Raw genomic sequence first — 16,226 nt, 5'->3', positions numbered from 1 at the left:
ACAGGATACTCATGAAGTTTACCGATTTATTTATCAAACGCCCTGTTCTTGCTACAGTAGTCAGTTTGTTCATTTTTTTATTTGGTTTGAATTCGATTTCCACGATGCAGATACGTCAGTATCCCCGTATGGATAATACGGTTATTACCATAACAACCAGTTATCCAGGCGCCGATGCCAAATTAATCGCAGGATTTATTACTACTCCTCTGGAAGCGGCCGTTGCCAGCGCTGAAGGTATTGATTACATGACCTCATCGAGTATGCAAGGCTTAAGCACTATTACACTAACACTTAAATTAAACTTTAATCCGCAAATTGCCTTTACAGATATCATGTCCAAAGTGCAGCAAACCATTAATCAGCTACCCCCCGAAGCACAACAGCCGGTCATTATAAAAAGCTCTGACACAGCCACGCCTTTGATGTACATCAGTCTGGATAGCCAGGAGATGACACCCCAACAGATTACTGACTATGCCACTCGTGTCGTACAACCTCAACTTCAAACCGCAGAAGGTGTAGCAAAAGCAGATATTCTCGGTGGGGCTACTTATTCAATGCGTATTTTCCTGAATCCTGTCAAAATGGCAGCGCTTAAAGTATCTCCCACAGACATTGCTACGGTTCTTGCTCATAATAATTTTCTCACCGCAGCAGGCAATACCAAAAGCGAATATGTCGCGCTCAATATGACCGCCAAAACTGATTTGAATACAGCAGAAGAATTTAGTCAGTTAATAGTGCGATCTGACAAAAACTCTATTATCAGGCTTCGTGATATTGCCAGAGTGGAATTAGGTTCAAAAGATTACAATACGTCAGTACGCTTCAATGGTAAACAGGCTGTCTTTATTTCCATTACCCCCACCCCAACGGCAAATCCACTGACAGTAATAACCAATGTGCGAAAAATAATGCCCTCTATTCAGCATGAATTTCCACCCTCTTTATCAGGAACAATTGTATACGATGCAACTGATTTTATTCGGGCTTCTATCAATGAAGTCATTCATACTATTGTTGAAGCCGCAATCATTGTCATTCTTGTCATTTATTTATTTCTGGGTTCTTTTCGTTCGGTTATTATCCCCGTTGTTACCATCCCTTTATCCCTGATTGGCGTATGCACCTTAATGCTCTTTCTAGGCTATTCCATCAACCTTCTGACCCTGCTTGCTTTTGTTTTAGCGATTGGCCTCGTTGTGGATGATGCGATTGTGGTCGTAGAAAACGTCCACAGGCATCTGGAGGAAGGAGCAACCCCCTGGCAGGCGGCCTTAACAGGGGCGCGTGAAATTGCTGTGCCTGTGATTGCAATGACCATTACTCTTGCTGCTGTTTACGCTCCGGTTGGTTTTATGGGAGGACTTACAGGAGCATTGTTCAAAGAGTTTGCTTTTACCCTGGCCTGCGCAGTCATTATTTCAGGCATTATTGCTTTAACGCTTAGCCCCATGATGTGTTCTAAAATTTTAACTGCTGATATGTCCAGTGGGCGTTTTGTACAATTTATTGATAAAAAATTCAATCAACTAAAAATCCGATATCAACGCAGCCTGCATAGTCTTTTAAAAACACCGGCACTGATCCTGATCCTGGCGGCAACTGTGTTATGCATGTTACCTTATTTATATAATCATACCTCTGCAGAAACTGCTCCTGAAGAAGATCAGGGTTTCTTCTTTATCGCTTCTCAAGCTCCTCAATACGCTACTATCAATTATGTCGAAGCGTTCACCAAATCCTTTGATGCTATTTATAAAAGCTTTCCTGAGACTGAACATTATTTTACTGTCAATACAAACGCCCCCATTTCCGGTCTGGTTTTAAAACCCTGGGATCAACGCAAACGCACTCAGTTTGAGTTAAAAAGCGCTCTCCAGCAAAAACTTGATGAGGTAACGGGTCTTAAATCCTTTGCGGTTATTCCTCCCCCTTTGCCCGGTGGAGGGAAAGGGACTCCTGTTCAATTTGTAATTAAAACAACTAATGATTTTCAAACCTTATATGAAGTTTCCAACCAGTTAGTGGATAAGGCAAGACAGAGTGGTCTTTTCGTCTATTTGGATAATAGCCTCAAATTTAACCAGCCTGAGATTGAGTTTCAGATTAATCGTTCCAAAGCTTCGGAATTAGGACTCGATATGCAAGCAGTGGGTAGCAGTTTAACCAGCGCTTTATCAGGTAATTATATTAATTATTTCAACCTGGAAGGACGCAGCTATCAAGTCATTCCTCAATTGGAACGACAGTATCGGCTTACAAAAGAACAACTGGGGCAAATTTTTGTAAAAACGACTCACGGCATGATGGTTCCGCTCTCTACTGTTGTTACTCCTAAAGCAAAGGTACAACCCAACGCAATAGCTCATTTTCAACAGCTTAATTCAGCGACTATTCAAGGGGTTATGATGCCAGGCACAACCTTGGGGCAAGGGCTGGCCTTCCTGCAAAAAGAAGCATCCGAACTTTTACCCAAAGGTTTCACTTATGATTATGGCGGACAATCCAGACAATTTATTCAGGAAGGTAATGCCTTAATTTTTGCTTTCTTTATGGCTATTATTGTTATTTTCCTTGTTCTTTCTGCTCAATATGAAAGTTTTAGAGATCCTTTAATTATCTTAATCAGTGTGCCCATGTCCATTTGTGGCGCTCTAATCCCTCTTAATCTGGGCGCTGCCAGTATGAATATTTATACGCAGGTGGGTTTAATTACCCTGATAGGGTTAATCAGCAAACATGGTATTTTAATTGTCGATTTTGCGAACCAGCTACAGCGAGAAAAGAACCTGGATCGTAGAGCCGCCGTTGAAGAAGCAGCAGCTATTCGTTTACGCCCTATTTTAATGACTACCGCGGCCATGGTTTTTGGTGTATTGCCTCTCTTGATTGCTGATGGTGCAGGCGCTGTTAGCCGTTTTGATATCGGACTGGTCATTTCCACAGGCTTGTTAGCAGGTACTGGTTTTACTCTCTTTGTGGTACCAACTATGTATTATTATATTGCAGCTGATCATCGGCAAGAGCGAGATAACACGTCTGATCCCGCCGGAAACTTTATAGAAAATATAAAGAAATATTGGCTGGCAAAAAAAGCTGAGCGAGAAATATGGACCGAGAATAATTAAAAAATCCGGAATTGATGCAATAAAAACCAATACAACGTTCAAATCAACCGGATCTTCATAAATCTGCTATGCTTAAAAATAAACCAATTTATTTACTCTACTGGAGAAATAATAATGAGCACGCCAGAAGACAGGATCAAAGAAGAAAATCAAAAAAAAGAACAGGATATTAAAAGACTCATCGAACTTCATGGACTGCAAGTTAACAAAATGACAAAAGAAGAAAAAGCAGAATATAAGCATTTATTGGCTATGTATGAAAAAGAAATACTGACAGCACCAAGCGCTTTTCGGCCTCAGACTGAACACCTGATATACTTTAAAGAGCCTCCTTTAAATAAAACAAATTTAACTACATCTGATTTAATTAAAGATGATTTAAAACCGATGCTTGAAGATTACAAACGGAAAACAGGCAAGGAGCCTGATAAAACTGATAAAGGAGTAGCATTCACTTTCAAAACACAAAATGATGCAGTCTCTTTTTTCAAAGAGCAGGCCACCAAGGGCCATTCATTTACTGTTTATTGCGCGACCAGAGATCATTGTATTTTCTCCGATGGCAACGGATCAATTGTGCAGGGGACTAAAGCAGAAATTGATGCTTATCGTAAAAATCCTGAAAATTACAAGGTAGATGAAAAAGGGGCATTAACGTCAAAAAATACCCCGGAAGAAACAGATACCCAACAGAAAGGTTTAAAGATATAACAATGATTTATCCATTCAGCAGGTTATGTTAAAATCCCTCGCTTTCATTAGTACAGACTAAACTATGGATAAGACCTATTCTCCACAAGCAATCGAGCAGTCCTGTTATCAAGCATGGGAAACCCACCATTATTTTGCCCCACGCGGTGAGGGCAAGAGTTATTGTATTATGCTGCCCCCCCCGAATGTTACTGGCAGCCTGCATATGGGACACGGCTTTCAACACACATTAATGGATGCGTTGATTCGCTACCAACGGATGCGGGGCTTGAAAACACTCTGGCAACCCGGTACTGATCACGCAGGCATTTCTACTCAACTTGTCGTGGAGCGCCAGTTGGATGCCGAAGGTTTATCCCGCAAAGACATGACTCGTGAACAATTTCTTGAACGGATCTGGCAATGGAAAGAAGAATCAGGCCACCAGATTACCCAACAAATGCGCCGCATCGGCTCTTCAGTTGACTGGTCACGAGAACGTTTTACCATGGATGAAGGTTTATCCGCTGCCGTGCAAAAAGTGTTTGTGCAACTTTATGAGGACGGTTTAATTTACCGCGGCACCCGACTGGTTAACTGGGATCCTAAATTGGGAACAGCTGTTTCTGATCTGGAAGTTATTTCTGAAGAAGAAGACGGTTTTTTATGGCATATTCGCTATCCTTTAGTGGATTCCGATGAATCGTTGATCGTTGCTACTACCCGGCCGGAGACTCTCCTTGGCGATGCGGCAGTAGCTGTTCATCCTGACGATCCACGCTACCAGCATTTAATTGGTAAAACAGTTCACCTGCCCTTATGTAATCGTGTTATTCCAGTTATTGCCGATGATTATGTGGACCCAGCGTTTGGAAGTGGCTGTGTCAAAATAACCCCCGCTCATGATTTCAATGATCATGAAGTAGGTAAACGTCATCATTTAACATTGATTAATATCCTTACTAAAAAAGGAACCATTAATAAAAACGCCCCTCTTGATTATCAAGGTATGGATCGATTTGTAGCGCGCGACCAAATTATTCATGATTTGGAAAAGGCAGGTTTATTAATTAAAACCGAAGCGCATCAATTAAAAGTACCACGCGGGGAAAAATCCAACGTCATTATTGAACCTTTGCTCACTGATCAATGGTACGTAAAAACAGCCCCTTTAGCTAAACCAGCCATTGAAGCCGTACAAAAAGGCGAGATACGCTTTACTCCTGAAAACTGGACTAAAACCTATTTTCAATGGATGGAAAATATTGAAGACTGGTGTATCAGCAGGCAATTATGGTGGGGACACCGAATTCCCGCCTGGTACGATAATCAAGGAAATGTCTATGTTGGCTATAGTGAAAATGACGTACGTTTTAAATATCAATTAGAAGAATCCACTCCTTTAAGACAAGATGATGATGTTTTGGACACCTGGTTCTCATCGGCTCTTTGGCCTTTCTCAACCTTGGGCTGGCCTGAGCGAACCCCTGAATTGGAACAATTTTACCCCACATCGGTCCTTGTAACCGGTTTTGATATCATCTTCTTCTGGGTCGCGCGCATGATTATGATGGGGCTGAAATTTACCGGAAAAGTACCTTTCCGCGAGGTAGTCATTACTGGCCTTATTCGTGACAGTGAAGGCCATAAAATGTCCAAATCAAAAGGGAATGTACTGGATCCTATTGATATTATCGATGGAATTGATATTGAGAGTCTGGTCGCAAAACGTACCTCTAACCTGATATTACCTTCTGTGCGCGATAAAATTGCCAAAGCGACTCGGAAAGAATTTCCCGAGGGTATTCCGGCTTTTGGCACCGATGCACTGCGTTTTACCTTTTGTTCTCTGGCCTCAACGGGCCGCAATGTACGTTTTGACCTTGGTCGGGTTGAAGGCTACAGGAATTTTTGTAATAAATTGTGGAACGCCTCTCGTTATGTATTGTTGAACGCGAATGAAGAACACATTGATTTTGGTGATGGCGCATTTCAATACAGTCCGGCTGATCAATGGATACTTTCCCGTTTGCAACATACTATTATGCAAAGCCACCATTACTTTGAAACCTACCGTTTTGATTTATTAGCTAACCTGCTATATGACTTTGTATGGCACGAATATTGTGACTGGTACCTTGAATTATCCAAGCCCGTGCTTTATGACACGCAGGCTCTGGCCGCAATGAAACGTGGTACACGCCGAACATTAATTCACGTGCTCGATCGTATTCTAAGGTTGTTACATCCTATTATGCCTTTTATTACCGAAGCAATCTGGCAACGCACCAGCAAGCTGACCAGCCAGAATGGTGAAAGTATTATGCTAAGCACTTATCCTGAGGTTGACAGTCAATTTATCAATCCGGAAATAGAGGAAGAACTGACCTGGCTTAAAACAATCACACAGACTATACGTACCATTCGCAGCGAAATGACTATTTCTCCGGCTAAATTAATTCCTCTTCATTTACGCAATGTGCTTCCTTCTATTAAAGAGCGTATTGAAAAATACCGTAATACCTTAATGGTCTTGGGTAAATTAAACCAAATTCACTATATAGAGCAGCAAGAAGCAATCCCTGTATCAGCTTCTGCGGTTATTGGTGAAATGGAGCTGCTTATTCCCATGGCAGGACTCATTGATAAAGAAGCTGAATTAGTGCGTCTTAATAAAGAAATCACTAAATTGGATAAAGATATCACGCTGGCTGAAACCAAGTTAAATAACCCTCAATTTACTGGTAAAGCACCCGCTGACATCATTGCCAAAGAACAGGAAAAACTAAATCAGGCCAAACTTGGTAAGGCAAAGTTAATACAGCACAGAAAAACAGTTGAAGGACTTTAAAATTGACTTGGGATCATGGATAGCCTTTCTGAACGAAGGCTCTTCCAACTGCTGTGCATAAGCGATTAGCAAGGTTAAGAAAAACTTAAGGCTAATTGGAAGCATCGAGGGGGGAGCCTTAACAAGGCATGCCGACCTCGGCAATTCGCGTTAATGGTTCTTGTCCGGCACAAAATTAATGCATAAATAACAGTCACGAATTTAAGGCTTTCTTAAGATTAAAATGATAAAGTGCCTTACAATAAAAATCGGAAATCTGTTGTAGGTACCTATGCAGAGCAAAAAAGAGTTAAAGGAAAAATCGTCTAAAAATAAAAAAAGACGGATAGCTATTATTGAACCGCATGATAATAAACGCATTGTAGCTACTTTTGATCCTCAAGAAGTGGCTACTGCTTTATTAAAAAACTTACACAACTCACTGGAACAATTTCTTTTACATTTCATTAAAATTGATTTAAATAATATAGAAAGGAATAACGATACCCACATATTAGTTGAGCAGTTGATCGCTTTTATAAGCGAGTTAGTTGATAATTTGGAAAAGATCCCCCTTAATAGCGATAAAATTGAAGAATTTCGCCAAAAACTACTCCTACATATAGGTAAAAAAAGAACAATCCGTTTATTCAAGCAGAACGTTCCACCTTGTCGTATTGAACTTGATGACGTTCATTCAATACTGAAAGAACTATTGGATTCAGATCCTGGCGGACTCACCGCAAAATTTAAGAGCAAATTAGGCAATTTAGTTAAAAAAGATTCCTATCAGGATGTGATTAAAAATCAAATCGCAGTAAATGATCACTTATGCGCTAAATTACAGCACTTTCCTGTTAACAGGATCGCTGATTATTGTATCTTTACAAAACTCATGGATAAACAACACGAAACTATTAAAAAAATTAGGGAGGAAATGCAACGAAATATTGAATCCCTGGCCGCATCACTAAAAAAAGAATTACAATTTTATGGAGAAGAATTCTTAAACAGGCCGGAACGAATAAACGGCAATCACTCTTTAAGCGAGCTGGAAAATATACAAGACTATCTGGTTAAAATAGAAAATGAATATTTACAAAAAAAATCTATTTGTAACTCCTTGCATGAAAATCCAACGCAAGAAGAATTAAAACAGTATATTGAATATTTAGACAACATGACAATCATTCAAAAGAATTTATTAAACGAATTGAATGATTTGCAGGGATTCTATAATCACCAGGATGGAACGAAAAAAATGGCATTGAGTAATATAGAGAAACTCAATAGAGAGTATTTTTCAATAAAAAACGAATTAGGTCAACATTTGCAACAAACCCTTAACGACGCCAAAGCTACTTTGCTTATCTATCCTGAAAACGCCGACGACCCGATTGTCTCTGAAAAAAAAATATTGACGAATGAATTGAGAACACGGAATCAAACTAAAAGTCTGACTGCTTTGAAACGAGAAGTGACGCTGGCTATTCATGTTCTCAATGAACACATTGCACAAACAAGAGTAAGATTAAGAGCAGACTATCAGAATAGTATAAGAAGAATTAACGATAAACACGGTAACTTTTTATTTCAACCTTTCTTTTCCTCTCTAAGCCAGGAAAACCCTTTTAAAGATGAAATTAACCGTGCATATAACCGTGAAACGCAGGAAGTTGCCAAACTACAAACGCTTTATCAATCAATAAATACGGTTCCTCCCATGCGACTAGCGCAAATTGTTCCTGATCTGAATGAGGCAATCAGGCTAACAGGCGATGAGATCCTTATACAACGCGAAGAGCTTTGTGAAAAAGCAGGTATTATTGAAATTCGTTTAAGATCACCTCATTACTTAACATCGCTTCGAATTATTAAGAAACTCGAGAATGAATATATTCGCATTATTAATGCCCATATCGATGAGGCAATTGAGAAATTTCCTGCAAAAAAAGATCGTTTAAACGGTATTAAAACTAATCCTGCCAGTTTTCTTGCGGCTCATACTCCACCTGATATGGAATTATTAAACACTATTGACCCGAGATTAAATAAATTACTATCAATAAGTTATCAATTTAAACAAACTAATACAGAATATATCAACACTAACCTACACGCCATGAATAACGAACGCTATTTGAATCATCTGATAAAACATGTAGAGACGCACATTCACAATAATCACATGGAAGATCTTTCAGAAGGCATACGTTCCCCGTTTATTCAATGGATTCGAAAAAGCGTGTTAAAACCCTTACAGAATTTAAAACATCAGATTATAGAAAAAAAATCACCTCATCGCTTTTTTACTACCCTTGGTGCCTGTAAAACGGAAAAAGAACTAGTTGAAACAGGTAATCAGGTTTATAAGTCGCTTGTCGATTCGTCTCCACAGCGGCCGAAGAACATGCCGAAAATTATTATAAAACCACGATAGACAATAAAATTCAATTGATCAAAGAAACTGCTAATCAAAAACTTGGCACTCAAACAAAACTACTTACTTTTCAAAATTTCTATTCTCAACTTATTCAAATTTTACCTAGTCTACTTGCTGCTCCTCTCTATTTTACAGGACTTATTGAACTTGGCCAGTTAATGCAAATTGGGATGTACTTTACTCAAGTCAACCTGTCATTAAGTTGGTTTTCTACCAGTTATGAAAATTTATCCACTTATAAGACAAGTATCGCACGCATTTCCGAATTACAACAAACCCTCGCTAAAGAAGGGCTGGCTACTAATACTAAATCAATGGTAAGAAAAATAAGAAATAAAGAATCACTCCATATTAAAGGATTAACTATTGCTTACCCGCAAAATGCAAGTACAACGTATATTATGCGTAACCTGAATCTCAAGCTAATACCTGGTGAACACATCCTGATTAAAGGCAAGTCCGGTTTAGGTAAAAGTTCTCTTTTTAAGGCAATATCAGGAACCTGGAAATATGGTGATGGGAAAATTTCAATCCCCGCAGGCAAGTCTTTCTATTTTTTACCGCAAAAACCTACCCTGCCTTGTGATACGTTAAAGGCCGTTTTAGCCTATCCAGAACCAGTAGAGACTTACACCGAAGAACAATATATCACTGCGTTACGCGCTGTAGGTGGAATGGACGATTTTATTCCAAAACTGAGCGAAAAGCGTGCCTGGTCAAAAGAATTGTCCGGAGGACAGCAACAACGAATATCGTTTACCCGCGTTCTATTAAAAAAACCGGATTGGCTCTTTTTAGATGAAGCCACCTCTTCTCTTGATGAAGAAAGTGAAGAATATGTTTATAGTGCTGTAAAACAATTAAAAAATACCACTATTATCAGTATTGCTCACCGTAGTACTGTCGAGAAACACCATTCAAAAATAATCTTTTTCAGTGCTAACAATGAAAGAGAAATTGAGGTAAAAGAACAGCCTTTGGCTCCTATGCCCCTTTAAAAAAAGCAGAAATCAAAAGTGATGAGTCCTATACTAACCTCTCAAGAGCGCAAATAAGATACCATGTTGTTTTATAACTATTTAACTGCCCAGCAATTTTTTTCACCGGAATTGACCCATTTTTATAAAGTGCTTCGGCGATAGCCGCTTTTCCATTGCAGTTTTTGACATTCCTTTTAGCCTACCTCATTTTCTTCCACGAGTACGAGCCGATTTTAACCCACCTTGACTTCGCTGCACTCATTAATAAATAGGTTATTAAATGAACATAATTACCTAAAAAAATAATACCAGTTAATTTTTTGATAAGATATCAATGATAAAATAGAAAAATATTGATCTTATTGAGTAATTAAATCATGAGTCTGGATGAATTAACCTTTTTTGAATTACATGTAATGATTTATAATTCTTCAGTAAAAGAAGCTTCTGAAGCTTTAAGCATAGATCATAAAGTTTGTAAAAAATTTATTAAATCTCGATTTAATCTAACGGCTACAGAATTAAAAAAAATTCATCCTAAAAAAGCAGCCGCATTACTGGGTGAATGGTGTCATCAACCAATCAAAAGCAACTATCGGCAAATAAGACAAAAAATTATAGATAATTTACCCTCTCTTTTGCTAACAGAAGAATATCTAACCGGAAAAGAAATAAGTACACAAAGTGTTAAACGCGATCATTATCCTGGCATAATTATTGCTGAACACTCTCTCGATTACATAAGTGGCTATGAAGAAGGCTATACAATTAACTTACTTAATTCTTCAAAAAGCTATCAGGAAAAAGGCCAAAAATTAGGTGTACTTGCAAAACGTCTTAAAAAGCAAAGTCTGGAAGAAATGGACTTTATTCAATACAGTCGCGATAGTCAAATCCGAGACAATCCTGAATTTTTATCAGGGTTTGAACAAGGATTGAAAAATAAAAAAAAGAAAATTAACCACTCTTTATACTCGGAGCCATATAAACAAGGAAAAAAGCACGGGCAAGGATGTTTCAAAAAGAGGAGTTGTGCTGGTAAAAATATTGGTAAGCATACGCCCTGTTACTTAAATGGCTATGAAGAAGGCTATACGATTAGTTTACTTAACTCAGAAGAGCCTCTCCGCCTAAAAGGAATAAAATTGGGTGTGCTCGCTGAACGTCTTGGAAAAAAAGAGTTGGAGGAATTACAATTCATTGCAAATAGCGGTAAAAGTCAAATTTTGCATGAACCTGAGTTTTTAAATGGTTTTAAAGAAGGTCTTAATTTTGCTTCTCTTCCAGATCGAATATCAAAAAAGATGCTGGATGCTCTAATGAATAAACATCCAGAAAACGTCTCGTCTCCTGCATCATCTGGTCAAGAAAATTACTCACCCGTTTTTACTCCTCGCCAGGAATCACCAGCAACGCTGGTACAGTGCTCCTCTCCTGCTCATTCCAATTTAGAAAACGATAATACAGGGGATAATTTTTCCTCATTGGAAACGAGCAACACTTCATACACAGCACTAACTCCAAATTCAACGGTAACAACAAACACTTTTCCTTCGTTAAGACAGGAAAATGATAATGATTTGACTCATTCTGATGGAGGAATGGCTTTGCCTGTTCATCCATTTCAGCAGACAGAAAAAAGAAGTACAGTTCCCGATAACCCTAGTTACCAAAAAAATAATGACTATGGAATTCAGGTAGCAAATAACACTCCCAGTCCTCAGCTTAATAATCAAGAGAGAGAAGAGAACCCACTCAATCAACCCACTTTACCTGCTTCAAAAACACCGCAAAACAATGCATCTTCTGTTGTCGCCACCCAATCACCGGTGACTCGTCCTTATTCAATAAATAATTCTATCCCCTGGGAAAAAAGCAGTCTTAATAGCGCCAATGCCAATAAAACAAGGTCTGGTCAAACTCGCGCAGCCTTCGTTGCAGAGAATCCCTGCCATTTCTTCCAAAACCCATGGGCTTCACTACCTTCTTCCAGTTTAAATCCACTTGCCTATGCTCAAGGCCAAACCAGGAAAAGAAAACTTACACCTTAATCAATAAAGCGTTAACCTCAGTGCTTATAAGCCATTTCTTAAGCACTGAACCGCCGTTTACCTAATGCATTAATCCTTTCCGGGATTTCTTGCTATTTAATAGCAATTAGCAACTCACGTGCTAACATCAAATCACCAAGGGTATTAATATCTTGTAATGGTAAAGTAGAAGCAACATCCACCCTGATTTTGCCTCCTGCCCACAATACCCGTAACTGCTCCAACGCTTCGTAAGTTTCAAGCTCGCAGACAGGCCAACTAACAAACTCTAATAAAAAAGCAGCACGATAGGCGTATAAACCAATGTGACGAAAGGCTTGGGGAGTCATACTACCCGGTTTATCACGATATGCAGGGATTGCACTTCTTGAAAAATAAAGGGCATCATTATAACAGTCCCGCACAACTTTCACGACATTGGGATTATTTAACTGTTCCTCATTTTCAATAGGCCAACATAACGTGGCTATTTGATGGGGGGAATGCGCAAGGCTCCTGGCTACTTGAACGATTAATTCCGGCGCTATTAAAGGTTCATCCCCTTGAACATTTACAATAATATCGTGGGATGTAAAATGTCCTTTAGCAACCACTTCGGCAATCCTGTCAGTGCCTGTCTGATGATTAGTTGCCGTCATTTGTACTGCTGCGCCAAATTGGGCCGCATGCTCCGCTATTTCCGAATTATCCGTAGCGACGGTAATGGATAAAGGATTGGCCTTGAGAACCTGTTTGTACACCCTTTCCAACACACTATAGCCGGCTAATTCCATTAATAATTTGCCAGGCAAACGTGTGGATTGATACCGAGCAGGGATGATGACGTGAAAACCAGCATTCATAATTGCTCTTTTTCCTCCAGAGGAATTAACCTTGCTTCCTGTTCCAGCATAACGGGTATCTCATCGCGGATGGGATAGGCTAAACGATCAAAGCGACAAATTAACTCATTATTTTTAAGAAGCAGTTTACCTTTACAAAGCGGGCAAACGAGGATTTCCAGCAAACGCTTATCCACGAGGTTCTCCTTGGGTGATTTGATTACGAATATAAACAGGTGATGCATCAATAGCACTGACCGGTTTTATTTTATTTGCCAGAACAAGACGAAGCATCGCCTGCGCCCTGGGGTAAATAGTAAAATGATTGATCATGCGGGAATGAACCGCAGAAGACAATCCTGGCAAATAAGATTCATACCCGACACCCGCTACAACGAGCGGTTGTTTGCCTTCCGGCAGAATATCGGTTACATCAGAGACTTGCTCTTTCACCTCTTCATTAAGCTGCCTATCAAAACATGCCCAATATAATTGGTTCATACGAGCGTCAATCAAGGCTAATACCGAGACATTTTTGAGAGTCTTATCAGTATAGAGTACTTCATGAGCAATCGCGGCGAGACTGCTCACCGGAAATAAAGGTAAATCATGGGCATAAGCCAGACCTTTTGCAACGCTGCAAGCAATACGCAGACCAGTAAAACTGCCAGGCCCACGACCATACACAATCGCATCAAGCTGATTCATACTTAATTCAGCTTCCGCCAGCAACGATTCAATCATGGGGAGAATAAATTGGGCATGTTGCCGCGGCCCCTCCTGTTCTTTGCTGAACAGGCTTTCGTGGCTGGCCAAAGCAACAGAAGCGCATTCTGTCGATGTATCAATTGCTAACAGGTTCATTTTCTAAAGCCAATTCCTCAATAAAAGTTAATACCGTTTGCTCATTCCGGGTTTTACGCAGTGAAGGGAGACTGGCAAAAACAAGACGACCATAGTCTCTGGCAGTCAAACGGGGATCAGCTATCATTAATACGCCCCGATCATTACTATCACGAATCAACCGACCAACCCCCTGCTTCAACGCTAAAATGGCATTCGGTAAAGACAATTCATCAAAGCCTGATAAACCCTTTGATTTAAGATAATCCATTTTCCCCCGCATTACCGGATCAAAAGGATTGGCAAAAGGTAACTTATCAATGATTACGCACGATAAAGCCTCGCCTTTCACATCAACCCCTTCCCAAAATGTTGCCGTTCCTAATAAAACTGCGTTACCTAACTGGCGAAAACGCGCTAATAAAATGGGTTTTGCTTCATCACCCTGAATTAATAGCGGGTAGTTTAAAGTATTGTTTAGTCGTTGAGCAACCTGTTTTAAAGCTCTATGACTGGTAAATAGAAAAAAGCAGCGTCCACCACAAGCGTTTATTAATGGCAATGCTTTTTCTAACAACGAATCATAATAGCGGGCATCTTTCGGATCAGGTATATTGCGGGGTAAGTATAATAACGCTTGCTGCTGATAATCAAAAGGGCTTGGCAACGTCAAGGTTTTAGCGGTGGTTAAACCCAGCGGTTTGGTAAAACAATCAAAAGAATCAGCCATAGTCAGGGTCGCTGAAGTAAAAATAAAAGCACATTGCTGTCGTGTTAAAAGTCCGCTGAATAAATCAGCGATATCAAACGGCGTGGCATGAAAAGTCAGGCTGTGTTTAAAACGTTCTAACCAACGGATATAAGCCTTATCGGTTTGAGTAAAATGGGATAAACCTTCCCTGAACGCCTCTAACCGTTTCATACAGCGGGTTAAACCCGGATGATCGACAATACCTGCTTCATTGATGCATTTCAAAAAATCGTCAACTAAGGCTGCCAAAGACTCCCATGTCTCAATAAAAGAGGTATTACGTTGAAGTTCCTGCCAGGCAACACGTTCTTCACGCAAAGGCAACGCCAGTATCAATTGGGAAATAATCTGATCAGTTTGATGACTTAATTGTTTTAAAGGCCGGTTAGCCAAATCAAGAACAGGCCATTCACGCAATAAATCGTTCACTAAATCCCGAAGTTGGCGTGTACTTAATCGTTCACCGTTAAAATTAGCAGCAATTTCTGCAAGTTGATGCGCTTCATCAAAAATAACAACATCGACGCCGGGCAGTAATTCACCAAATCCGTCTTCTTTTAATCGTGAATCAGCAAAAAACAAATGGTGATTAATGACTACAACGTCCGCATCCAATGCCCGTTTTCGCGCTTTAACCAAAAAACAATTCTGGTAATGTTCACATTCACTACCCAAACAATTGTCAGTCATCGAAGTCACATAAGGCCAAACCGGTGAGTCCTCACTAATTTCCGGTAATTCAGAGCGCTCCCCTTCGGTAAGTTGTGCCAGTTTTTCACGTATGTGCAACACCTCGTGCGCCGATTGTGGGCTGGAAAAATGACCTTCCTCTGCATGCAAAGCAATGCGATAGCGACAAAGATAATTCGATCGGCCTTTAAGATTTTGTACCCGTAAGGATAAACCCATCGCACGAACAAGCATGGGTAAATCTTTATGAAATAATTGATCCTGTAATGTCTTGGTTGCCGTAGAAATCAAGGCTTTTTTACGACTGAGAAGACAGGGTATCAAATAAGCGAACGTTTTTCCCGTACCCGTTCCGGCTTCCGCCACCAGCATGGCGCGATCAGCAATAGTCTGAGCGATAGCTGAGGCTAATTCAATTTGCGCCTTACGAGCCACAAAACCAGGAAGCGCTGTAGTAAGTCTGCCTTTCTCACTTAATACCCGTTGACAATGCGCGACCACATCATCAACAACCTCCACTTACTTCTCCCACTCTTTTTGCAAATAGCCGAGTTTATCTTTAACGCCTTCCCATTCTTTCGCATCCTCGGGCGCTTCTTTTTTAGAGGTGATATTGGGCCAGACTTTGGCAAGTTCTTCATTAAGTTCGCGAAACTGTTGTTGGTCAGGCGTTAAATCGTCCTCAGAAACAATCGCCTGCACAGGGCACTCTGGCTCACATAACGCACAATCAATGCATTCATCAGGATGAATAACCAGAAAGTTAGGACCTTCATAAAAACAATCAACAGGACACACTTCCACACAATCTGTGTATTTGCATTTAATACAGCTTTCAGTAATAACAAAGGTCATAATAAAAACCCTGAGCCTTAAAAATAACACTATTAAAGCATAAACAGGGCCGATTTTACCAGACTTCCTGGTGTTGATGCGAATTTATAAAAATATTCGATCAAATTAATGTTATTTTTGAGAAATAATTGATGAATC

The 16,226-nt window shown here is 39.9% G+C and carries 11 protein-coding genes; 6 read left to right on the top strand and 5 right to left on the bottom strand.

What is annotated here, in order from left to right; all coding sequences use genetic code 11:
• Nucleotides 1-11 precede the first annotated feature (11 nt).
• From T345_RS13245 to T345_RS0101325, 6 genes are all read left to right on the top strand, one after another.
• The gene (locus T345_RS13245; protein WP_051555077.1) at nucleotides 12-3,134 is read left to right on the top strand and encodes an efflux RND transporter permease subunit; all 3,123 of its coding nucleotides are present in this window, start codon (nucleotides 12-14) and stop codon (nucleotides 3,132-3,134) included.
• A gap of 114 nt (nucleotides 3,135-3,248) precedes the next feature.
• Nucleotides 3,249-3,845 (top strand): hypothetical protein, encoded by a 597-nt coding sequence (locus T345_RS14455; RefSeq protein WP_051555076.1) that lies wholly within the window; start codon nucleotides 3,249-3,251, stop codon nucleotides 3,843-3,845.
• A gap of 64 nt (nucleotides 3,846-3,909) precedes the next feature.
• Nucleotides 3,910-6,675 (top strand): valine--tRNA ligase, encoded by a 2,766-nt coding sequence (locus T345_RS0101340; RefSeq protein ID WP_028387752.1) that lies wholly within the window; start codon nucleotides 3,910-3,912, stop codon nucleotides 6,673-6,675.
• A gap of 271 nt (nucleotides 6,676-6,946) precedes the next feature.
• On the top strand, nucleotides 6,947-9,094 hold the full coding sequence (locus T345_RS14450) for a hypothetical protein (RefSeq protein WP_028387751.1): 2,148 nt from the start codon (nucleotides 6,947-6,949) through the stop codon (nucleotides 9,092-9,094).
• 14 nt (nucleotides 9,095-9,108) lie between these two features.
• Nucleotides 9,109-10,095 carry an ATP-binding cassette domain-containing protein gene (locus tag T345_RS13235; protein WP_051555075.1) on the top strand — a complete coding sequence of 329 codons (987 nt, stop codon included), beginning with the start codon at nucleotides 9,109-9,111 and terminating at the stop codon, nucleotides 10,093-10,095.
• A 359-nt stretch (nucleotides 10,096-10,454) separates the two neighbouring features.
• Nucleotides 10,455-12,128, top strand: coding sequence for a hypothetical protein (locus tag T345_RS0101325; RefSeq protein WP_028387750.1), 1,674 nt, complete (start codon nucleotides 10,455-10,457; stop codon nucleotides 12,126-12,128).
• Nucleotides 12,129-12,220: 92 nt separating this feature from the next.
• Here the strand turns inward: T345_RS0101325 and kdsB are convergent, their stop codons facing one another.
• The 5 genes from kdsB to fdxA are packed head-to-tail and all read right to left on the bottom strand — an operon-like array spanning nucleotide 12,221 to nucleotide 16,088.
• Complete coding sequence (kdsB, locus tag T345_RS0101320; protein WP_028387749.1) at nucleotides 12,221-12,970, bottom strand: 3-deoxy-manno-octulosonate cytidylyltransferase; 750 nt, start codon at nucleotides 12,968-12,970, stop codon at nucleotides 12,221-12,223.
• Nucleotides 12,967-13,146 carry a Trm112 family protein gene (locus tag T345_RS0101315; protein WP_028387748.1) on the bottom strand — a complete coding sequence of 60 codons (180 nt, stop codon included), beginning with the start codon at nucleotides 13,144-13,146 and terminating at the stop codon, nucleotides 12,967-12,969. Before T345_RS0101315 ends, kdsB begins: the two co-directional genes overlap by 4 nt.
• The gene (gene tsaB, locus T345_RS0101310; protein ID WP_028387747.1) at nucleotides 13,139-13,813 is read right to left on the bottom strand and encodes a tRNA (adenosine(37)-N6)-threonylcarbamoyltransferase complex dimerization subunit type 1 TsaB; all 675 of its coding nucleotides are present in this window, start codon (nucleotides 13,811-13,813) and stop codon (nucleotides 13,139-13,141) included. Before tsaB ends, T345_RS0101315 begins: the two co-directional genes overlap by 8 nt.
• Complete coding sequence (gene yoaA, locus T345_RS0101305) at nucleotides 13,794-15,752, bottom strand: DNA repair helicase YoaA (protein ID WP_028387746.1); 1,959 nt, start codon at nucleotides 15,750-15,752, stop codon at nucleotides 13,794-13,796. The genes tsaB and yoaA overlap by 20 nt, the downstream gene beginning before the upstream one ends.
• On the bottom strand, nucleotides 15,753-16,088 hold the full coding sequence (gene fdxA, locus T345_RS0101300) for a ferredoxin FdxA (protein ID WP_028387745.1): 336 nt from the start codon (nucleotides 16,086-16,088) through the stop codon (nucleotides 15,753-15,755).
• Nucleotides 16,089-16,226: the final 138 nt, after the last annotated feature.

It is taken from the genome of Legionella fairfieldensis ATCC 49588, from assembly GCF_000621525.1.
Taxonomy (GTDB): domain Bacteria; phylum Pseudomonadota; class Gammaproteobacteria; order Legionellales; family Legionellaceae; genus Tatlockia; species Tatlockia fairfieldensis.
Note: the sequence above shows the minus strand (reverse complement) of the source record. Positions and strands in the feature narration are given on the sequence as shown.